The following is a 20233-nucleotide window of genomic DNA, read 5'->3' on the forward strand; positions in this document are numbered from 1 at the left end:
GGCCGGCCCTTACATCACTATAGGGTAGGGCTGCCTATTTCTTCAAGGCCTTGAGCAATGCTGCTGATGGCAAGCCGTCCGGCTCCATGCCGAGCTGCTTCTGGATCGCCTGAATTGCCGCCTTAGAGCCCGAGCCGAAATTGCCGTCGATGGCGCCATCATAATAGCCCAGCGTCTTCATCCGGGTCTGGAGCTCGAATTTCTGGCTGATGTCGAGCGTACCCGCCGGACGTGGCCAGGCTTGTGCCACGCCATTGAAGCCAGCGATCTGGTCGGCCAACGTTCCGACGCCGAGCGCGTAGGAGTCCGCGGCGTTGTAGTTCTTGATGACGAAAAAGTTCTTGGTCATCAAGAAGGCGGGGCCGTTCGGGCCGGCAGGCATCTTCAGCACGGCGCGATCCTTGCCAAACTTGAAGCCCTTGCCGTTCGGGCGAACGAAGCCCAGCGACTGCCATTCAGCGAGCGATTTGCTTTTGCCGGCATATTTTCCGGCATTGGCCGGCGCTGTGACTTCATAGCCCCAGGTCTTGCCCGCCTGCCAGCCATTCTTCTTGAGAAGATTTGCCGCAGTGGCGAGAGCATCCGGGATCGAATTCCAGATGTCACGCTTGCCATTGCCGTCGGCGTCATAGGCATAGATCAGGTAGCTTGTCGGGATGAACTGGGTATGGCCCATCGCACCTGCCCAGGAGCCGGTGAACTGGCCGGGTTTGACGTCGCCACGTTCGAGAATCTTCAGCGCCGCGATCAGCTGCGTGCGCGCAAATTTGGACCGCCGCTTGTCGGCATAGGCGAGCGTCGCCAGCGCACGCGGAACGCTGTGGAGCCGGTCGGGCTTTTCAAAAACCGCGCCATAATTGCTCTCCATCGACCAGATCGCGAGCAGGATATGCTTATCGACGCCGAAATGTCGCTCGATCGCATTGAGCGTCTTGGCGTGCTGGCGCAACATGTCCTGGCCGATGCCGACCGTATAGGGGTTCACACGGCTGTCGAGATAATCCCATATGGCATGCTTGAATTCAGGCTGGTAGGTCGCCTTCTGCAGCACATCGGGATCGGGTTCCGTTACGCCCTGGAAAGCAGTGAGATAGGTCGACTTGCTGATGCCGGCCTTGGCTGCCGTCGGGTAGAAATTGTTGATCCATTTCTGGAACCCCTTGTCCGCGCTCGCGGGCGAGGCGACAAGGAGTAGGCCCGCCGCGATGAGAGGCAGAAGGATGGTCTTCAGGCTCGATTTGCGCACACTCTGCATTGGTATCATTCCGGTCATGCGTTGGTCGAAAACGCGAACTTACCCGAACCGAGTCAACAAATTCTTTACCATGGCGGTGGCCTTGCGTCACCTTTTCAGAAAGTACTAGGTATGGCTGCATAGTTCGCACTACCGTGACCGTTTCATGTCCCCCCAAGGAGAAATAGATGACGGCTAGCAAAGTCAAAAAGGCTGTATTCCCCGTCGCAGGCCTCGGAACGCGCTTCCTGCCTGCCACCAAGGCGGTACCGAAGGAAATGATGACTGTCGTCGATAAGCCGGTCATTCAATATGTCGTCGAAGAGGCAATCGAGGCCGGCATCGAGCATTTCGTGTTCGTGACCGGTCGAAACAAGGGTGTCATAGAGGACTATTTCGACATCCAGTACGAACTGGAAGCGACGCTCAAGGCGCGCAACAAGAAGACGGAGCTCAGCCTTCTGTCGTCGATCCTGCCCAAGGCCGGCTCGACCAGCTTCACGCGCCAGCAGGAGCCGCTTGGTCTCGGCCATGCCGTGTGGTGTGCCCGCGATATTGTCGGCCACGAACCCTTCGCGCTGCTGCTGCCCGACATGATCATGAAGTCCCAAGTGGCCTGCCTCAAGGGCATGGTCGATCTCTACGAGGTCAGCGGCGGCAATGTCATCGCCGTCGAGGAATGCGCGCCCGAACTCGCAAATCGCTACGGCATCGTCGCACCCGGCGAGAAGATCGGCGATGGCTTCCGCATTACCGGCATGGTCGAGAAGCCGCCGCAGGGCACGCAGCCGTCGAACTTCTTCATCAATGGCCGCTATATCCTGCAGCCTGAGATCTTCGAGATCCTCTCCACGCAGGAGAGCGGTGCAGGCAACGAGATCCAGCTCACCGACGGCATGCTGAAGCTCCTCCAGCAGCAGGATTTCACCGCTTATCATTACCGCGGCGCGACCTACGACACCGGCGCCAAGGATGGCTTCATCATGGCCAATGTCGCCTTCGCGCTCGATCGGCCGGACATACGCGGGCTGGTGGAAGCCGATCTCAAGGCGCTGATCGCAGCGCTTAAATAGATCAGCGTTTCAGCGTCAGGCCGATGCCGGCGCGGAGAATTTCGGTCGATTCGACGCCGTGCTGCTGGGTCTTTTCCCAGGCGACATCGGCGTTGAAGTCGAGCGAGCGTGAAAGGCTCCAGGTGACGCCGGTCCCGAGCGATAGCAAGGTTTGGACCGGCATCTCCTCCTGCGAATAGTCGCGCAGGGTAAGACCGCTCGATATCTGGCCCGTTAGGTTCTGCAGGATGATCTGGCTCAGCACCATGGTGCCCGTATAAGCCGTGCTGCCGGAGGCGCCGGGTGTCGTTGTCGGTTCAATCTCGGTTCTGAGATTGAACGCAACATTCGTGCCGCGATACGGTGACCAGAGGGCATTGCCGTCGATGGTGGCGGCCGAGATCGATTGCAGCGCCGCATCGTCGAACTCGGCGATCAGATAGCCACCAGAAAGCTCGCCGGTTAGCTTTTCGCCGAAATCGGTCTCCAGACCAGCCTTCATCGCATAGAGGTTCGCATCGCGGACGGTGCCCGCTGTATCCTCATGCTGATCGTAGAAGAGGCGGCTGTAGGACGCTTCCAGGAAGGGAATAAGCGCGGGAGACAATTCGTATCCCACGCGTCCCCGGACCTTGGCTTCGTTGTTGTCGCGGGCGGATTGGTCCACCAGCAGGCCGTCCGCCAGCACCGCATTGCTGTAGGTCTGGCGGGTGAAATCGAAGCCGGCTGTCGTCCGAAGAATGCCAAGGTCGCGGGTCACCTCGGCGCCTGCCGTATATTCGTTGACTTCCGCCTGCGTCACGGCGTTGGCCAGTGCATTGGGATCGCCGATCTCCTCGCGGCTGAGCGTATAGCCGGCGCGCAAAGTCGCGATCGTCTCGTCGGAAAGATCGAGCCTGAGTTCGGCCTGGATCCTTGCCTCCGGATCGTCCTGCTGGACGCCCGAAAGCGTCTTGTCCCAGGTGCCTTCCGCGTCGATCCGCAACCGATGCAGCGACCAGTCGGACAGAACCGAGGTTCGGAGCCCCGACCGCAGAAAGGTGCGCGTCGTCGCGTCGCCGCCGATCGTCGTCCGTTCGGACGTGACCGTCTCGGTCAGCGACGGCCGGAGAATAAGGGAGCCGACACGGATACCCTGGACATCGTCGCGTCCCTCCGTCTTCGGCGTTCGCAGACCATCGACGGTGGCTTCGCGCATATTCTGACGGCGGAGCTCCTGCAGCGCTTCCTGGTCGAGCAGATCGGACGGATCAGTGATCGAAGGGTCTAGCGCGCTGGTCGTGGCAGCGGGCCTGGCGTCGGTCGAGTCGTCATCGCCGTCGTCAGTCGCGTTGGGATCGACTTCTCCGTCGCGCTCGCTATCGGCCTCAAGCCTCGACTGGTCCGTGGCCGTCGAATTCTGGTCGCGCGATGTCGCTGATTGTGCAATCGCGGTGCTGGCAAGGCCGAGCCACATATGCGTCGCCAGCACGCTCAGGCAGAGCGCTGCGGTCGTCCTAAGGCGCATGGTTGGGCAACGGGTCATGAAGGGCCGCGACAGTCTTCGGAATATCCTTACCTATTCGTAAAGGACCAAGGTTAATCAATCGTTGCTGCGGGTGCGGGAGCGCGACCATAAATCAGTCGCGATTTCGGGTGAGTGCTCCTGGAATCGGGCGGGGATTCGCTGAGACGGCTGCAAGGATGGGCGGGGGTTTAAGCCGCAGATCGCTGTTGCTTACTCAGAATCGGAAGGTCTCACGTCAAATCCGCTCTGGACAGCCGATAAAGAAAGAGTAAATCACGGGCATGAGTGAAAATGTTCTGAAGCTTCCCGAAACCGATGCAGCCCGTTCCGCATTGCGGACGATCAAGGCAGAGAAGTCGGGTCTGGCCGATCTTGAGCGGGCGCTTGGCAATGGCCTGTCGATTCCGTTCACCGAAGCCGTTCGCAAGATCCGGGCGACGCCTGGCCGGGTGGTCGTGACGGGTATCGGCAAGAGCGGCCATGTCGGCGCCAAGGTCGCCGCGACGCTTGCCTCCACCGGTACGCCGTCTTTCTTTGTCCATCCCGTGGAAGCCAATCACGGCGATCTCGGCATGATCACCACGCGTGATGCGATCATTGCGTTGTCGTGGAGCGGCGAGACGTCCGAGCTGCAGGGTATCGTCGCCTATTCGCGCCGTTTCTCCATTCCACTGATCGCGGTCACTTCGGGCGAGAACTCGACGCTGGCGCGCGAAGCCGACATCGTGCTCTGCCTGCCGAAGTCGCAGGAAGCCTGCCCGCATGGCCTGGCGCCGACCACGTCGGCGATGATGCAGCTCGCGATCGGTGATGCGCTGGCTGTCGCGCTCCTTGAAGCCCGTGGCTTCTCCGCTGTCGACTTCAAGACCTTCCATCCCGGCGGAAAGCTGGGCGCGACGCTCAGCCATGTCGGCGATGTGATGCACAGGGACGACGAAATCCCGCTCGTGCCCGTCGGCACCGACATGCGCGGGGCTGTCATGATGCTCTCGGCCAAGCGTTTCGGTTGCGTCTGCATCGTCGACAATGACGGCCGTCTTGCCGGCATCGTCACGGATGGCGATATCGCCCGTCACCTCGACAAGAACCTCGCCGAGCTTAAGGTCGATGAGATCATGACGCGGAACCCGAAGACGGTGCGGCCGTCGACGCTCGCGACCAGCGCCATGGGCCTGCTGGAGCATCACAATATCTCGGCGTTGATCGTGACCGACGAGGACAAGCGCCCCGTCGGCATCGTGCACTTCCACGACCTGCTGAAGATCGGCGTGGCCTGATCAGGGTGTCACCGCAACCGAGAACTGGTTGCCCAGCCAGCCCATGGTGAAATCGTGGGTGACGCTGTCGGCAAACGTATCCGAGGTGCCCGGACCCCAAAGCCGGATTTGCATCGGCTTTCCATTGACGCGCACTTCGGCACGATAGCTGCCGAAGGGAATGCCGGTGACCACCAAGCCCTCCCCGGTCGATCGTACGGTCTTCTGATAGGTCTTGCCGGTCTCGACATGGGTGAGCGTGACTTCCGCCGAACTCAGGTCGGTAAAGTCACCGATATCGTTGTTGACGAGGAAGATGCCGCCATTGCCATAGGGATTGTCGGGCGTGCTCTCGACGAAGCCGCCTTTGAAATTGCGTACCATGTCGGCATTCCCGGCGAAAGTTGACGGATCCTCGGCGCGGAAATCGATGTTGATCTGCTTTCCGCCGTTCTCGACCACCTGATAGGCATTGGCGGAATACTCGCCCGGCGGCATTCCCTCGGTGGAGATCGTGTAGCGCCCGCTCTCGTCCGTTACCGCCGACTGCTTGATGCTCTCCCCGCCATTGGGCAGGTCGTCGGAGTTGTAGGTCTGGTAGACGACTTCGACATTGACGCCGGGGAGCGGTGCACCGCTTTCGTCGGTTACCAGTCCGCTCACGGTGCCGGCGACGGCAGCCTGTGTGACGGCGACAAGCATCGCCACCCCGGCGATGAGGGTTTTCAAAAGCATGAATGTCTCTTCGAATTGACTGCGATCAGCTGGCTTCGACTTTGAGGTCGCTGCCGTCGCTCGCCACGACCTTGACGCGGCTGCCTGCCGGGAGATCGGGGCCCCTGACCATCCAGATCGTGTCGCCGATCTTCACGCGACCGCGGCCATTGTGAATCGGTTCGATAAGATCGGCGGTGCGGCCGATGAGACTCGCGCCACGCTGGTTCAGCGTCGGCTCTTCCGACTGATTGCGGCTGCGGTTGAGCCAGCTACGACCGAGCCAGAGGCTGAGCGCGGCGAGCGCCGCAAAGATCAGCCACTGGACTTCCCAAACCCACCAGCTCGTCTCCCAGAAGATATTCGAGAGCAGGCCGGTCGCGAGGCCGGCGACTCCGACCCAGACCAGGATATTGCCGGGAACCGCGATTTCGGCGACCAGCAGAACGATGCCGAGGATCCACCAGGCCCAGGGCCCGGCTTCCTTGATCAGGGTGATAATCATGACTGATCATCCTGGTTTTCCTGCCGGAACACGAAAGGATTGACCGGCGTGTTGGAAGACGTCGTCGTGACATTGGGGGTAGAGCGCGCCGTCGTGGTCGGGCGCGGGGTGTTGGGCGAGCCGCCGCCATTGCCGAACACCTCCTTGGCGATGGCACCGATACCGCCGAGCGAGCCGATCAGCGACGACGCTTCGAGCGGCATCAGGACGATCTTGGAATTGTTGGCGGTACCGATTGATACCAACGCCTCGGTGTATTTCTGCGCGACGAAGTAATTCAGCGCCTGGACGTTGCCTTCGCCGATCGCTTCGGACACCACTTTGGTCGCCTTGGCTTCGGCTTCGGCGAGACGCTCGCGGGCTTCGGCCTCGCGATAGGCGGCTTCGCGCTCGCCTTCGGCCTTGAGGATAGCGGCCTGCTTGAGACCTTCCGCTTTGAGGATCTGGGAATTGCGCTGACCTTCCGCCTCCAGGACAAGCGCGCGCTTCTCGCGCTCGGCCATCATCTGGCGGGCCATCGAATCGACGAGATTCTGCGGCGGCGAGATATCTTTGATCTCGACGCGGGTGATCTTGACGCCCCAGGGATTGGCCGCTTCATCGACCGTGCGCAGCAGTTTTTCGTTGATGACGTCGCGGTTGGAGAGCAACTCGTCGAGGTCCATCGAGCCCATGACCGAGCGGATATTGGTCATGGTGAGATTGAGAAGCGCCTGATTGAGGTTGGAGATCTGGTAGGCAGCCTGGGCGGCATTCACTATCTGGTAGAAGGCGACAGCGTCGGCCTTTACGCTGGCATTGTCCTTGGTGATGACTTCCTGCGTCGGCACGTCGAGTACCTGCTCCATCATGTTGAGCTTGGCACCGATCGTTTCGAAATAGGGGATGATGAAATTCAGGCCCGGATGCAGCGTCCTCGTATATTTGCGGAAGAACTCAACCGTGTAGTTATTGCCCTGCGGCACCGTCTTGATGCCGGCCCAGAGCGTCAGGATGACCAGGATGACGAGGCCTATGACGACCCAGTCGAAACCCGAAAACGATTCGAAATCCATGTGTCCCTCCGAAATGACATCGATTGCCGCGCGTGCATGCAGGCATCATACACAAGACGTTGGTATACGGGCCTTTATTTGCAAGACTGCGACGAGTTCGATGCGGGCTGCGCGTGAAATAATGTCGCTGGCACGCCAAATCGAAATGGAGGGGAGATGCTTGGGGATGACGCGATATGCCGGCCGCTGAGGCAGATGGCGCGCAATGCACTGCTTTCGAACCGGCGGCTCGATATAGCCTGCATGGCGCTCGGTCCTGGTGAATGGGAAGCGGAGCGGACCTCCTTCTTCCCGTCATTGAAGGAGACGATGGTCCATCTTCTCAATGCGGATCGCTGGTACATCGACATGATGAGAGGCGATCGCCCCGGCCTTAGAACCGATGCGGGAAGTCGGGAGACAGCGGCCGAGTTCGCCGCCGAAAGGGCCGAGGTCGATGCCTGGCTGGTGGAATTCTGCGAGGGGCTCCGGGCGCAAGATCTCTCACGCGAGATCGTCAACCAGTGGCCGGACCGCACTTTCACGGAGACGCTGGCCGACACGCTTCTGCATTTCTTCCTGCACGGGCAGCACCACCGCGGACAGGTTCACGCGATGCTTGCCGGCTCGAGTGTCGCCCCGCCGCAGCTTGACGAGTTCATTCAGGTCAATGTGCCCGAGCCGCGAGCCGACGATCTAGCTGCGGTCGGCTGGGACGAGGCGCACCTGACCCGCTGAGAGTAATCAGATCCAGCCCATCAATTCGCGCCGCACCTGCTTCTCCAGCACCGCCATACCTTCCTCGCTGTCGTTGAGGCAGGGGATATGGGTGAATTTCTCCCCTCCATTGTGATGGAATGTCTCACCTGCGGCGACGGCAATTTCCTCGAGTGTTTCTAGGCAGTCCGAGACAAAGCCGGGATTGATGACGGCGATGCGCTTCACGCCCTGCTTGGCGAGTTCCTCGACGGTCTTGTCGGTGTAGGGCTTGAGCCATTCTTCGGGCCCGAAGCGCGACTGGAAGGTCAGCATGAGCCTGTCCTCACCCCAGCCGAGCTTCTCGCGCAGCAGCCTCGCCGTCTTCTGGCAGTGACAATAGTAGGGATCCCCCTTGTCGAAATAGCTTTGTGGGATGCCGTGAAAGGACATCAGTACCTTCTCGGGCTCCCAATCGAGCGTGGCGATATGGGTCCCGATCGAACTGGCGAGCGCGGTGACGTAACTGTCATCGTCGTGATAAGGCGGCACTGTGCGCAAGGCCGGCTGCCAGCGCATCTGTTTCAGGGCGTCGAAAGCCTTGTCGTTGACCGTTGCGGTCGTGGCTGCTGCATATTGCGGATAGAGCGGGAAGAGCAGGATTCTCTCGCAGCCCTGCTGCTGAAGAGCATTGAGCCGGTCTGCAATCGAAGGATTGCCATAGCGCATGCCCCAGTCGACGATCACGTTGGGAAGGTCGGCAAGACGCGTTGCCATTTTCTCCCCCTGCGCGCGGGTATAGGTGCGAAGATAGCTCTCGTTGAGATCCTTGTTCCAGATCGTCTCATAGGCTCTGCCGACCTTCTGCGGCCGGCGGTTGAGCACGATGCCGTAGAGAATCGGGTACCAGTAGAGGCGCGACCATTCGATCACGCGCTTGTCGCTGAGGAACTCCGCGAGGTAGCGTCGCATGGAATTATAGTCGGTACCGTCAGGTGTTCCCAGATTGACCAGCAACACCCCGATCTTGCCGGATTTGACGGGCGGATGCTTGGCGGGGCGGTGTGCGGTCATGGTCGATCCTGTTTGTCTTGCGGTCGTCTTACGTCGGCGGACGCGGCGTGGATTACCCGGCTGACACTGCGCATAAAGCAAAAACGGCCCGGGACAACCGGGCCGTCTGTCGCATGCATTTGCGGCCGCGCTTATTTTGCGGGAACGGTGATTTCCCTGCCGATCGGAAGGGCGCGCGGACGCAGGCCCGGATTGGCGTCGGAGATCTTCTTCCACAGGGTGCCGTCACCGTAGGTCTTTTTGGCGAGATCCCAGAAATTGTCGCCCTTGGCGAGCGTGTATTTCTGCTCGGTCGCTGCTTGGGTGTTCGCGGCCTCGGATCCTTCCGACGTCGTCGTCTGCTTCGACTCGGCGGCATCCTGAACGACGACCGGCGGCTGGCTGGCGATATCGGTCGCTGCCGTCGGCAGGTCGGGCGTCTTGACGTCGCCACCCGAGGCGGTGTCGGTCTTGGTTTCCGTGGCGGGTTCGGTCTTCGTCTCCGCCGTCGTCGCCGGGACTGCAGAATCGACGATCGTAATGCGCCCGTCGGTGAACGGCTTGTAAGGCGAGTTCTTTTCCAGATAGGCCGCGGTGGTATCCTCGAGGCTTGGTCCGAAGTCGTAGGCGTTCTTGGCCTTTTCGGCGAACACCTTATAGCCGTCGCCGCCGCCGCGGACATAGTTGTTGGTCACAACATTGTAGGTCTTGGCGGGATCGAGTGCGACCATCTTGCCGTTGTCCATCACTTCGACCGAAATCACGCGGTTACCAGCAGGCTTCTTGGGATCGAAGGAATACTTCATGCCGGCGACCTGCGGGAAGCGACCGCCGCCGTCTTCCAACTGCGACAGGCCGTTTTCAAGCGCGGCACTAAGGTCGGCGCCCGTGACCTGGAAAGTCGCGACAGAGTTCTGGAACGGCAGAACCGTCAGCACCTCGCCCATCGTCACCGGACCGGCATCGATCGACGCACGCACGCCGCCACCATTCTGGATGGCAATCGTCACGCCCTGGTCCTTGACGCGGTCGAGCATGGCTTCGGCGACAAGATTGCCCATCGCGCATTCCTTGGCGCGGCAATTCTTGCGGTCGCCATCGATGGCTTCGGCACTTTCGCCGATCACCTTACCCTTGAGTTCCTCGATCGGCTTGGCGAGTTCGGCGATGCGGGTCGCAATCCCCGCATCCGGCTTGAACTTGGCATCGACAAGGATCGGGTCGCCCTTGGCCGACTTCACGACGCCGTTGTCGTCGAAGACCAAGTTGAGGTCGCCAAGATATTTGGAATACTGGCCGGCCTGCACGACGGGAACCTTGTAGCCTCCGGGGTTGTCCACCATGGTCGGATAGGGGCCGGCCGCATCCTTGTCGGTGTTGGACAGCAGCGTGTGGGTGTGGCCGCCGACGACGACGTCGACATCGGGAATCTTGGCGATGACCTCGAGATCGCGCGGATAGCCGACATGGGTGAGCGCGATGATCTTGTTGACGCCTTCGGCCTTGATCTTGGCGACTTCGTCCTTGATCGCGGCCTCGTCGACGCCGATCATGATGTTCGGGCCGGGCGTCGCGATTTCGGGCGTGTCATTGGTGACGGCGCCGACGATGCCGATCTTCTGGCCGCCGACGGTGATGACAATCGACGGCCTGATCTTGTCCTTGATCTTGGAATTGAAGCCGGCCATCACATTGGCGGTGACAACGGGAAAATGGACCTTTTCGAGGAAGGGTGCCAGGGCATCCTCGCTGTCGTCGAATTCATGATTGCCGACGGTCATGGCGTCGAACTTCATGAAGTTGAGCATCTCGGCTTCCACCGAGCCCTTGTACATCGTGTAGAAGAGCGAGCCCTGGAAATTGTCGCCGGCGTTCAGTAGCAGCACGTTCTTGCCCGCGAGCGCGGCACGGGTCTCGTTGATGGCGGTAAAAAGGCGCGCGGCGCCGCCGAAGCACTCGCCCTTGCCTTCATCCTCGGCAGAGCAGGTCGAATCGAATTTGTTGATCGACTCGATGCGGGAATGGAAATCGTTGATGTGGAGAATGTTGAGCTCATAGTCTGCAAGTGCTGCGCCTGACGTCACGGCCAGTGCCGACACTGTCAGCATGGCAAACCGTATCATGCGGTTCATGGTGTTCTCCTCTGATTTCTGGCGTCTTATATCATATCTAGCGGGGCAGTATGACACGCGCTTGGCGCAGTCTGCGAGCGGCGCGCGCGCGAACGCAGATACCCCGGCTTTATTGCGCGGGGGCAGGCGTAACGGCGGCCACGGTGTTCGACTGGCGCGCTAGCGTGAACTGCGCTCCGGAATCGGCGGTGCAGTTGAGCTGGTTGGGATTGACCAGCGCACAATTGACCTTCGATTGCTTGTTCTGCACGAGCGAGGTCAGGCTGATTTCGTAGAGGTTTCCGGACGTATTGGCATAGCTGCCGGTGGCCAGCATCTGGTTCGTATCGGTGGTGCGCGTCGAGAAGGCACCGGCCTGGAAAGTGGAGATCAGGCCATTCGGATCCGTCCATGTGCCCTCGATTGTCACCGGCGCGGGTGCGACGGGCAGGGGCCGCTCGCGTTCGGTCGAGCTGCAGGAGGCCAAGGCAGCCGTAACGACGAGAGCCGGAATGGCGAAATTCTTCATGCGTATCTCCCTTGGGGCGGCACAACGTCCGCTTTTTCTGCTCTTTCGCCCCGTTGGACCGGAGTTTGCCGCCTTTCGAAAACGAAAGCAAGGGTTTGGACAGGCTTCTCCAGCGTGTTCAGGTTGCCCTGTGCAAAGCAAGACCCCGTGGGCAAAGCCACGGGGTTTGCAGTCTTTTCTGCGTTCGGGTTCAGCAAACGAGGATGTTGCGGAACTGCCACGGATCGGACGTATCGAGGTCTTCCGCGAAGAGCTTCGCGCGGTCGTCGAGCGGCGTCCAGTCGGTGTAGTGGCCTTCCACCGGTCCGAGATAGGGTGCCTGTACTTCAAGGCAGCGTTTGTAGTCCATCTCGTCGGCTTCGACGATGCCGGCGTTCGGATTCTCGAGTGCCCAGACCATGCCGGCGAGCACGGCTGAAGTCACCTGCATGCCGGTTGCATTCTGGTAGGGAGCGAGCTTGCGAGCTTCGTCTAGCGACAGACGTGAGCCGTACCAATAGGCGTTCTTCTCGTGGCCATAGAGCAGCACGCCGAGTTCGTCGATGCCGTCAACCAGCTCGTTCTCGTCGAGCACGTGCAGAACCGGCTGCGCCTTGCCGCCATTGCCGAACATCTCGTGCAGCGAGATCACGGCGTCGTTGGCGGGATGGTAGGCGTAGTGGCAGGTCGGACGGAACGTCACGTCGCCATCCTTGTCGCGGACCGTGAAATAATCGGCGATCGAGATCGACTCGTTATGCGTGACGAGGAAGCCGTATTGCGGGCCGGGCGTCGGGCACCAGGTGCGCACGCGCGTATTGGCACCGGGCTGTTCGAGATAGATCGCGGCCTTGTTGCCCTTCTTCTGCTTCTTGGCGTTCTTCGGCATCCACTTCTCGTGCGTGCCCCAGCCGAGCTCGGCCGGCTGCAGGCCCTCGGAGACGAAGCCTTCGACCGACCAGGTGTTCCAGAAGGTGTTGAACGGCTTCGGATTCTTGGTGCGCTGGGTATCACGTTCGGCGATGTGCACGCCCTTGACGCCGAGCTTCTTCATGAGCTTGGCCCAGCCTTCGCGATCGTCGGCCGCCGGCTCGTCGAACTTGGTGCCGGTGTCCTTGGCGAGATTGACCAGCGCCTGCTTGACGAACCACGAGACCATGCCGGGATTGGCGCCGCAGCAGGAGACTGCTGTCGAGCCACCGGGGTTCTTTTCCTTTTCCTTGCGGACCGTCTCGCGCAGCGCATAATTTGTGCGTGAAGCATTGTCCTTGTCGGCGTCGAAATAGAAGCCGAGCCAGGGTTCGACGACGGTGTCGATATAGAGAACGTCGAGCTTGCGGCACAGCTTCATCAGATCTAGAGATGACGTGTCGACGGAAAGATTGACGCAGAAGCCCTGGCCCTCGCCTTCCGTCAGCAGCGGCTTGAGCAGCTTCTTGTAATTGTCGATCGTAACATGCTCTTGGATATGTTTAATGCCGCGCTCCTCGAGCAGCTTCGCATCGGCATCGCGCGGGTCAATGACGACCATCCGGCTCTTGTCGAACTTGAAGTGACGCTCGATGAGCGGCAAGGTACCGCGACCGATCGAGCCGAAACCGATCATCACGATCGGACCTGTGATTTCGCCATAAACCGGGTAGTTATTATCTGCCATTTCCCGCTGTACTCCTTTTGTTGACACGGACGGTGGCTACAAACCACATATCGATGTCACAAAAAAGGGGCAGGATTCGCTTACTGAACTGGCGAGTCAGCGAAACGGCCGTCGATCAGGCCGCTCAGATAGGCAAGAAGAGCGGCTTTCTTGCTTGCCATTCCTTTGTACTCGAGTTGTTCCGGGGTGAAATCTTCGAGGCGCTGGATCAGCGCCTTTGCGATCTCGGCTCCATTCGGGAGATTGCCGAGGCTTCCAATAGGATCGGAATAGATGCGGATCGAAAAGACGATATCGCCGGTTCTTGGCAGGCGGCGCAACACCTGCCTTTCGACGCGCACAAAGTTGCTTGCCGCTGCGAAAGGCCGGCGGTTCGCCTCGGCATTCCTGTCCGGCGGCCAGAAGAGATCACCCTCCGGATAGATCGACCAGTTCATTCGCATGGCCGGCAGGTCAGGTTGCAAATTATCGAAGATGCGGCTGATCATCGCGGCGTTGCGCGTGCCGCCGGAGAAGCCCGGTACATGGGCATGGACCACGTCCATGCGATGGCCGATCTTCTCGCGCAGCGACCAGGCCGAGGGGAAGGCGACGAAGCCGGCCACGACATGCCAGCCGGTCTCGCGCTTGGAAAGAATGATGAGGTCATCCTGGATGAGCGATCCTGCAGTGATTAGCGGCGGTTCGTCCGAGACCAGATCGATGCTCCGCCCACCAATTTCCAACCGCTCGCCTGAGCGACGACAGAGGTGGGGATGGTCTTCGACCAGGTGGGAGACGACGAGGTCGAGGCACTCGCGCTGACCGGTCTCGGAGCCTTCAACCTGCTGGAACACGGCGTCATGTTCCGTCTCCAGCAGCCGCTGTTTTTCTGTGAGGAAGGCCTCGAGATCGCCGTCGGGCTCGAGCCAATGCCTCGGCTCGATCGCCGACAACCCGATGACGAAGGAACTCGCGGCAAGATAGGGCGTGTATTTCGGCCCGGCTGTAGGCGCGCCGGTCATGCCTTGAGATTCTCGAAGCCGGGAGCAACCGTCGTGAAGGCGGTCTCGGTGATTTCATATCCGGCAATGCCGTGCACCGTGAACGGATCGGCCGCGCACATCGCTTCGAGTGCGGCCCGCTCGCCGCGCGCCAGGATCACGCCGCCGGTGCGCGGCACCTTGCGGCCGGAGGCTAGAAAGAGGCCTTTCTCATAGCCGGCTTTGACCCAGGCCATATGCGCTTCCATATGTTTGTCGGCGTCTTCGAGCGGGGCGATGTAGGTGAGCGAGAGGATGAACATGCGAACCTTCAGGCTAGTATAGCGCGGACCAATCCGCGCAGCGAATTGCCGACATAGAAGGGACGGTGCTTCAGGTCGTCAAGGGTGAGGCGCTGGTTCCTGGCCTTCCTGCCACAAATCAGAGACGTGCGGAGAATGCCAGCGAGGCAGCCGCAAGAGAGAGGCGGTGTGAGCAGCCTGCCCGAACCGTCATCGACGAAAAGGTTGGTGATGGTGCCTTCGCAAACTTCATCCCTTTCGTTGAGCAGGATGACCTCGTCGATTGTCTCGCGCGGGTGCTCGGCACGGGCGGTGTCATAGACCGTACGCTTCGACGTCTTGTGTCTGAGAATAGGGTCTGTCGAGTTCAGTCGCGCTTCACGGGCAATTCCAATGCGCCACGTCGTGCCTTCAGCTGTGGGCACAAAGGGAGCGCTGGTGATGTCGTGGCGGCCGTCGGCGAAGAGTTCGAGGCGAAGACGAAGTGAACTGTCCGAGTTGGCAAACGCCTCATCCAGGGCGGCAAGCGCGCGCTCGGCACCTTCGAAGCCGAGAACCTTGGCAGAATTCCGAAGTCTCGCGGCATGCAGCTTGCGGCGGACTATCCCGGTTCCCGGCTCGAAACGCATCGTCTCGATCAGCGAGAAATCCGGCGTCATGCCGCGATCTCCGCGTCGCCCACCGCAAAGCGGGCCTTGAGCAGACATTCGGCGTATTCGTCCGCGGCGCGGGAATCGAAGACGATGCCGCCGCCGGCATTGAAGACAGCCTCCCCGGTGTCGAAGAGCGAGATGGTGCGGATCGCGACGTTGAAGCGCATGCGGCCATCCGGCGCGATGAAGCCGATCGCGCCGCAATAGGCGTCGCGCGGGCCGTCCTCGAGTTCGTGGAGGATTTCCATTGCCCGCATTTTGGGGGCACCGGTGATCGAACCGCAGGGAAAGAGGGCGGCGAAGATGTCCGATATCGTCAAATCGGGCAGCAGCCTGGCGCGGACATGGCTCACCATCTGGTGGACGGTCGGGTAGGTCTCGACGTCGAAGAGTCGAGGGACATTGAGCGTGCCGACCTCGGTGATGCGCGAAATGTCATTGCGCAGCAGGTCGACGATCATCCGGTTCTCGGCCTGGGTCTTCTCATCCGCTTTCATCGCCTCGACGATCTGGCGATCTTCTTCGGGCGAAGACCCACGCGCCGCCGTGCCCTTCATCGGATGGGTTTCGATCCAGCCTTCCTCATCGACGTTGAAGAAGAGTTCCGGCGAGCGCGACAGCAGGACCGGGCCGCCGAGATTGATCAGCGCGCCGTAATGCACCGGCTGCCGCTCGATCAGCGACCAGAAGGCGGCGACGGGGTCGCCGGTCCAGCGGGCGCGGATCGGCATGGTCAAGTTTGCCTGATAGCAGTCGCCCTGCTTCAGGTGCCAATGCAGCTTGTCGAAGCGCTCTCTATATGTCGCGAAGTCCCAGTCGGCGCGGGGATTGGACAGGAAGGGCTCGTTTTCGACTCTCTGCCGTGGCGTTGCCAGCGGATGACCAATCGTGGGCGCTTCGAAGACGCCAAAGGCCATCAGCGGGGTTTCGCGGCCGAGGCTGGCATAGGGTGCGAGCTTTTTTTCGAAGAGATAGCCGGCTTCGTAGGCCATGAAGCCCGCTAACCACTTACCCCGGTTCCGCGCATCCTCCATCGTCGCTAGCCCGGCAAAGAATTCTGCCGGATCGCGCGCGACGATCAGCGCTTCGGGACGCGCGAAAATGCGCGTCTCGTCCGCGACGTCGTCGCGCAGCAGCACAAAGGGTTCGTCCGGTGTCATGCCTTGCTCAGATCGGTATAGGCCAGCGGAGGGTCAAGCCCTATCAAGCGCCTCAAGCTCGTCGATCAGCCCCTCGATCATCGACAGGCCCTTGTCCCAGAACGACGGATCGGTGGCGTCGAGGCCGAAGGGCTTGAGCAACTCGGCATAATGCTTGGTGCCGCCGGCCTTGAGCAATTCGAAATAGCGTCCCTGGAAGCCTTCCTCAGCATTCTGGTAGACCGCGTAGAGCGAATTCACCAGGCAGTCGCCGAAGGCATAGGCGTAGACATAGAAGGGCGAGTGGACGAAGTGGGGGATGTAGGACCACCAGGCCTCATAGCCCTCGGAGATCTTGATCGCGGGACCAAGGCTCTCACCCTGGACCGAGAGCCAGATCTCGCCGATCTGATCGGAGGTCAGCTCGCCATCCTTGCGCGCGGTGTGCAGCCGGCGCTCGAATTCATAGAATGCGATCTGGCGCACGACCGTGTTGATCATATCCTCGACCTTCTGGGCGAGCATCGCCTTGCGCTCCGCCTTGTCCTTGGTCTTCGCCAGGAGCGCGCGGAAGGTCAGCATCTCGCCGAAGACCGAAGCAGTCTCGGCCAGCGTCAGCGGCGTGGAGCACATGAGCGCACCCTGGTCACCGGCCAGCACCTGGTGCACGCCGTGGCCCAGCTCATGGGCGAGGGTCATCACGTCGCGCGGCTTGCCGAGATAGTTGACCAGCACGTAAGGGTGCGCCGACGGCACGGTTGGATGGGCAAAAGCGCCCGGTGCCTTGCCCGGCTTGACCGGCGCATCGATCCAGCCCTTTTCGAAGAAGTCGCGGGCGATGTCGGCCATCTCGGGTGCGAAGCCGTGATAGGCCGAAAGCACGGTGTCGCGGGCCTCGTCCCAGCTCACGATCTGCGAAGGCGTTTCCGGCAGCGGCGCGTTGCGGTCCCAATAATTGAGCTGCTCCATGCCCAGCCATTTGGCCTTCATCTTGTAATAACGGTGCGACAGGCGCGGATAGGCGGCCTTGACGGCAGCGGCGAGCGCATCGACCACCTCGCCCTCGACGCGGTTCGAGAGGTGCCTGGAGTCGGCGATGTCCTTGAAGCCATGCCAGCGGTCGGAGATTTCCTTGTCCTTGGCGAGCGTATTGGTGATCAGGGCGAAGACGCGGATATTGTCCTTGAACACGCGGCTGATGACTTCGGCCGCGCGGGCGCGCAGCGCCGGGTCGGGTTCCTGCAGCTTGTTGAGGATGGCTTCGAGTGCAAGCGTCTCGCCGTCGAGTTCGAATTTCAGCTCCGCCTGCGTTTCGTTGAACAGGCGATTCCATGCGGCAGCCGCGGTCTGGGACTTCTCGAGGAAAAGCTGTTCGATCCGATCTTCGAGCTGGTAGGGCTTCTCCTTGCGGAGATCCTCGATCCACGGGCGGAAGTGGCCGGCGACGGCGTCCTGGCTCATCGCCGCTTCCAGCACCGCATCCTCGACGCGATTGAGTTCAAGGCTGAAGAACAGGAGGTTGCCAGCCATGTCGGTGATCGCCGCGCTCGTGTCGGCGAAGAACTTGCCATTGGCCGGATCGGTCATGTCGGAATAGTAGGCGAGGCCGGCATAGGAACCGATGCGGCCGATCAGGTCCTCGAGCGCCTCAAATTGGCGGAGCGACGCGCCGAGACCTTCGTCGCCGGATTTCGTGCAGGCATCGGCGAGATTGCCCTTCCAGCGCTCCTGGAACGCGGCCGCATCCTTCTTCGCCTTTTCGAGATCGCCGATGAAGGCGGAGCCGTCGCGAGAGGGATAGAGGTCGCCGAGATTCCATTCCGGCAGGTTGCCGAGAGCCTCGCTCAATTTCTCTGCGCGGGTTTCTGGCGCCTGGCGGGGGATGGAGCGGGAGAGGGGATCGTACATGGGCGTACCTCGCATGGTCTCGAATCCACCCCTCTCTAGAGCATCAAGAGCAGGATGAAAACCTTGAGATTCACGGTCTCTTAAGCCAAGGCCCAAAATGGGACGATCGCTAAAATGCGAGCATTTCCCCGAACGGGATTTTCAGCTGATGGTGCGATTGTGCCCGGATAACGAGAACGAACTCGGGGAGAATTTCCTGTGAGCACGCATATCCTGCTGATCGATGATGATCCCGTTCAGAGACGGCTGCTAAGGCACGCCGTCGAACGCATCGGCCATGTCGCCCATATGGCGGAAAACGGCCGGCAGGGACTGGAAGCACTTGGCCGCCTCGGCGACAAGGTTTCCGTCATCATCCTTGACCTGATGATGCCCGAAATGAACGGGCTCGCTTTCCTCAATGCCATGAAGGATCGTGGCATCGATATTCCCGTCATTGTCCAGACCGGGCAGGGCGGCATCGAAACCGTGGTCATGGCCATGCGCGCCGGTGCTTTCGACTTCGTCGTCAAGCCGGTCTCGCCGGAGCGCATCGGCACGGCGGTCAACAATGCGCTGAAGGTCGACCGCACCGCCGCTTCACGTGCACCGGTCCGATCCCGCAACAGCACGATCCGCTTCGAGGACATCGTCGCTGTCAGCCCAGCGATGGCGCGTGTGATGGAGCTGGCCAAGCGCGCCTCGCAGTCCGACATTCCCGTCGTACTGGAAGGTGAATCCGGTGTCGGCAAGGAAATGGTGGCCCGCGCCATCCAGGCGAGTTCCGAACGGGCGCACAAGCCCTTCGTAACCGTGAACTGTGGCGCGATCCCGCACAATCTCGTCGAAAGCATCCTGTTCGGCCACGAGAAGGGCGCCTTTACCGGCGCCACCGAGAAACATGCCGGCAAGTTCGCGGAAGCCGATGGCGGTACACTGTTCCTCGACGAGATCGGCGACCTGCCGCTCGAAGTCCAGGTCAAACTGCTACGCGCCATCCAGCACGGCGAGATCGAGACGATCGGCGCCCGCCGCACCCAGAAAGTCGATGTCCGCCTGATCTCTGCGACGAACAAGGACCTGATCGCGGCGGTAAAGAACGGTGAGTTCCGTGAGGACCTCTATTACCGCCTCAACGTCTTCCCGATCACCATCCCGGCCCTACGCAGGCGCAAGGAAGACATTCCGGTGCTGGCCCGCACCTTCACCGAGCGCTTCGCCGCAGGCCAGAAGCTCGAGAAGCTGCCTGAGATCACGCCGGCAGCCATGGCGCTGCTCACCGCATTCGACTGGCCGGGCAATATCCGCCAGCTCGAGAACTCGATTTTCCGTGCGGTGGTGCTTTGCGAGGGCGATCATCTCGATGTCGGCGATTTCCCGCAGATCGCCGCACAGATCCCGGGCTATATCTCGGAGGATGGCGAGAGCATCTTCACCGGCAACAGGGATGTGCTCCAAGTCCCCAGCATGGCCGTCAATCACATGCCGTCGGTGTTTCCGGATTTCGCCGGGACGTCCGACGTCAGCGAGATCAGACATGAGCCGCGGTCGGCTGTCGTCCGTTCGGCGCCGGAGGGTTCGCTTGCCGCCGTCGGTCCGGACGGAGAGATCAGAACGATCGCCATCGTGGAAGAGGAGCTGATACGCTTCGCACTGCGCTTCTATCGCGGCCAGATGAGCGAAGTGGCGCGCCGGCTCGGCATCGGTCGTTCGACGCTCTATCGCAAACTGAAGGACTACGGCATCGACCCAGACGATCCGATGCGGGTGCGGGAGCTCGAACATCTCTGAGCGAATCTGCTCCAAATGCACGCGCCCGAATCGGTGGCGCGTGCATCTGGCGAACGGCGCGATTCCACTCAGGAATCGTTAACGTCATCCACAGTTCCTGTGGCCCCGAGGTCACTTTGAATCTTTTTTTGATTCGGTCGCAAAGCCCTGCGAACAGCCTCAGGTAAGAAAC

Annotated in this window: 18 protein-coding genes; 4 read left to right on the forward strand and 14 right to left on the reverse strand. The window is 60.9% G+C overall.

Annotated elements, in window-relative coordinates; translation table 11 throughout:
- Window positions 1-34: 34 nt before the first annotated feature.
- Window positions 35-1255, reverse strand: coding sequence for a lytic murein transglycosylase (locus AC2YI2_RS14410; protein WP_487387160.1), 1221 nt, complete (start codon window positions 1253-1255; stop codon window positions 35-37).
- A 167-nt stretch (window positions 1256-1422) separates the two neighbouring features.
- Here AC2YI2_RS14410 and galU point away from each other — a divergent pair, with 167 nt between their 5' ends.
- Window positions 1423-2307, forward strand: coding sequence for a UTP--glucose-1-phosphate uridylyltransferase GalU (gene galU, locus AC2YI2_RS14415; RefSeq protein WP_487387161.1), 885 nt, complete (start codon window positions 1423-1425; stop codon window positions 2305-2307).
- 1 nt (window position 2308) lies between these two features.
- Here galU and AC2YI2_RS14420 read toward each other — a convergent pair whose 3' ends face one another.
- Window positions 2309-3793: an outer membrane beta-barrel protein gene (locus AC2YI2_RS14420; RefSeq protein WP_487387162.1), complete on the reverse strand. Its 1485-nt coding sequence runs from the start codon at window positions 3791-3793 to the stop codon at window positions 2309-2311.
- Between the two features lie 281 nt (window positions 3794-4074).
- On the opposite strand from AC2YI2_RS14420, the gene AC2YI2_RS14425 reads away from it, so the two are divergent.
- On the forward strand, window positions 4075-5070 hold the full coding sequence (locus AC2YI2_RS14425; protein ID WP_487387163.1) for a KpsF/GutQ family sugar-phosphate isomerase: 996 nt from the start codon (window positions 4075-4077) through the stop codon (window positions 5068-5070).
- Here the strand turns inward: AC2YI2_RS14425 and AC2YI2_RS14430 are convergent, their stop codons facing one another.
- The 3 genes from AC2YI2_RS14430 to AC2YI2_RS14440 are packed head-to-tail and all read right to left on the reverse strand — an operon-like array spanning window position 5071 to window position 7323.
- A complete protein-coding gene (locus AC2YI2_RS14430; RefSeq protein WP_487387164.1) occupies window positions 5071-5784 on the reverse strand; it encodes a carboxypeptidase-like regulatory domain-containing protein in 714 nt (237 codons plus the stop codon).
- 25 nt (window positions 5785-5809) lie between these two features.
- Complete coding sequence (locus AC2YI2_RS14435; protein WP_487387165.1) at window positions 5810-6268, reverse strand: NfeD family protein; 459 nt, start codon at window positions 6266-6268, stop codon at window positions 5810-5812.
- A complete protein-coding gene (locus AC2YI2_RS14440) occupies window positions 6265-7323 on the reverse strand; it encodes an SPFH domain-containing protein (RefSeq protein ID WP_487387166.1) in 1059 nt (352 codons plus the stop codon). The genes AC2YI2_RS14435 and AC2YI2_RS14440 overlap by 4 nt, the downstream gene beginning before the upstream one ends.
- A gap of 156 nt (window positions 7324-7479) precedes the next feature.
- On the opposite strand from AC2YI2_RS14440, the gene AC2YI2_RS14445 reads away from it, so the two are divergent.
- Complete coding sequence (locus AC2YI2_RS14445; RefSeq protein WP_487387167.1) at window positions 7480-8040, forward strand: DinB family protein; 561 nt, start codon at window positions 7480-7482, stop codon at window positions 8038-8040.
- 6 nt (window positions 8041-8046) lie between these two features.
- Here the strand turns inward: AC2YI2_RS14445 and hemH are convergent, their stop codons facing one another.
- The 9 genes from hemH to AC2YI2_RS14490 form a co-directional block, all read right to left on the reverse strand.
- Window positions 8047-9072: a ferrochelatase gene (gene hemH, locus AC2YI2_RS14450; RefSeq protein ID WP_487387168.1), complete on the reverse strand. Its 1026-nt coding sequence runs from the start codon at window positions 9070-9072 to the stop codon at window positions 8047-8049.
- Between the two features lie 131 nt (window positions 9073-9203).
- Entirely contained in the window at window positions 9204-11183 is a 1980-nt protein-coding gene (locus tag AC2YI2_RS14455; protein ID WP_487387169.1) for a 5'-nucleotidase C-terminal domain-containing protein, read from the reverse strand.
- A gap of 109 nt (window positions 11184-11292) precedes the next feature.
- The gene (gene omp10, locus AC2YI2_RS14460; RefSeq protein ID WP_487387170.1) at window positions 11293-11691 is read right to left on the reverse strand and encodes an outer membrane lipoprotein Omp10; all 399 of its coding nucleotides are present in this window, start codon (window positions 11689-11691) and stop codon (window positions 11293-11295) included.
- Window positions 11692-11881: 190 nt separating this feature from the next.
- Window positions 11882-13327: a homospermidine synthase gene (locus AC2YI2_RS14465; protein ID WP_487387171.1), complete on the reverse strand. Its 1446-nt coding sequence runs from the start codon at window positions 13325-13327 to the stop codon at window positions 11882-11884.
- 80 nt (window positions 13328-13407) lie between these two features.
- Window positions 13408-14331, reverse strand: coding sequence for a heme-dependent oxidative N-demethylase family protein (locus AC2YI2_RS14470; protein WP_487387172.1), 924 nt, complete (start codon window positions 14329-14331; stop codon window positions 13408-13410).
- Entirely contained in the window at window positions 14328-14612 is a 285-nt protein-coding gene (locus AC2YI2_RS14475; RefSeq protein ID WP_487387173.1) for a YciI family protein, read from the reverse strand. The genes AC2YI2_RS14470 and AC2YI2_RS14475 overlap by 4 nt, the downstream gene beginning before the upstream one ends.
- Window positions 14613-14620: 8 nt before the next feature.
- Window positions 14621-15250, reverse strand: coding sequence for an aminotransferase class IV family protein (locus AC2YI2_RS14480; RefSeq protein WP_487387174.1), 630 nt, complete (start codon window positions 15248-15250; stop codon window positions 14621-14623).
- Entirely contained in the window at window positions 15247-16404 is a 1158-nt protein-coding gene (locus tag AC2YI2_RS14485; RefSeq protein ID WP_487387175.1) for an aminodeoxychorismate synthase component I, read from the reverse strand. The genes AC2YI2_RS14480 and AC2YI2_RS14485 overlap by 4 nt, the downstream gene beginning before the upstream one ends.
- Window positions 16405-16437: 33 nt before the next feature.
- Complete coding sequence (locus AC2YI2_RS14490; RefSeq protein WP_487387176.1) at window positions 16438-18291, reverse strand: M3 family oligoendopeptidase; 1854 nt, start codon at window positions 18289-18291, stop codon at window positions 16438-16440.
- A gap of 198 nt (window positions 18292-18489) precedes the next feature.
- Here AC2YI2_RS14490 and AC2YI2_RS14495 point away from each other — a divergent pair, with 198 nt between their 5' ends.
- Entirely contained in the window at window positions 18490-20061 is a 1572-nt protein-coding gene (locus AC2YI2_RS14495; RefSeq protein WP_487387177.1) for a sigma-54-dependent transcriptional regulator, read from the forward strand.
- The last annotated feature ends 172 nt before the right edge of the window (window positions 20062-20233 follow it).

It is taken from the genome of Rhizobium sp. SRI_017 (genome assembly GCF_057586295.1).

Bases quoted from the DNA above. Each gene is read 5' to 3' on its own strand.
- AC2YI2_RS14430 (WP_487387164.1), bottom strand. From the start codon at position 5,784: ATGCTTTTGAAAACCCTCATCGCCGGGGTGGCGATGCTTGTCGCCGTC.
- AC2YI2_RS14410 (WP_487387160.1), bottom strand. From the start codon at position 1,255: ATGCAGAGTGTGCGCAAATCGAGCCTGAAGACCATCCTTCTGCCTCTC.
- galU (WP_487387161.1), top strand. From the start codon at position 1,423: ATGACGGCTAGCAAAGTCAAAAAGGCTGTATTCCCCGTCGCAGGCCTC.
- hemH (WP_487387168.1), bottom strand. From the start codon at position 9,072: ATGACCGCACACCGCCCCGCCAAGCATCCGCCCGTCAAATCCGGCAAG.
- omp10 (WP_487387170.1), bottom strand. From the start codon at position 11,691: ATGAAGAATTTCGCCATTCCGGCTCTCGTCGTTACGGCTGCCTTGGCC.
- AC2YI2_RS14435 (WP_487387165.1), bottom strand. From the start codon at position 6,268: ATGATTATCACCCTGATCAAGGAAGCCGGGCCCTGGGCCTGGTGGATC.
- AC2YI2_RS14490 (WP_487387176.1), bottom strand. From the start codon at position 18,291: ATGTACGATCCCCTCTCCCGCTCCATCCCCCGCCAGGCGCCAGAAACC.
- AC2YI2_RS14475 (WP_487387173.1), bottom strand. From the start codon at position 14,612: ATGTTCATCCTCTCGCTCACCTACATCGCCCCGCTCGAAGACGCCGAC.
- AC2YI2_RS14420 (WP_487387162.1), bottom strand. From the start codon at position 3,793: ATGCGCCTTAGGACGACCGCAGCGCTCTGCCTGAGCGTGCTGGCGACG.
- AC2YI2_RS14485 (WP_487387175.1), bottom strand. From the start codon at position 16,404: ATGACACCGGACGAACCCTTTGTGCTGCTGCGCGACGACGTCGCGGAC.
- AC2YI2_RS14440 (WP_487387166.1), bottom strand. From the start codon at position 7,323: ATGGATTTCGAATCGTTTTCGGGTTTCGACTGGGTCGTCATAGGCCTC.
- AC2YI2_RS14480 (WP_487387174.1), bottom strand. From the start codon at position 15,250: ATGACGCCGGATTTCTCGCTGATCGAGACGATGCGTTTCGAGCCGGGA.
- AC2YI2_RS14425 (WP_487387163.1), top strand. From the start codon at position 4,075: ATGAGTGAAAATGTTCTGAAGCTTCCCGAAACCGATGCAGCCCGTTCC.
- AC2YI2_RS14455 (WP_487387169.1), bottom strand. From the start codon at position 11,183: ATGAACCGCATGATACGGTTTGCCATGCTGACAGTGTCGGCACTGGCC.
- AC2YI2_RS14465 (WP_487387171.1), bottom strand. From the start codon at position 13,327: ATGGCAGATAATAACTACCCGGTTTATGGCGAAATCACAGGTCCGATC.
- AC2YI2_RS14470 (WP_487387172.1), bottom strand. From the start codon at position 14,331: ATGACCGGCGCGCCTACAGCCGGGCCGAAATACACGCCCTATCTTGCC.
- AC2YI2_RS14445 (WP_487387167.1), top strand. From the start codon at position 7,480: ATGCTTGGGGATGACGCGATATGCCGGCCGCTGAGGCAGATGGCGCGC.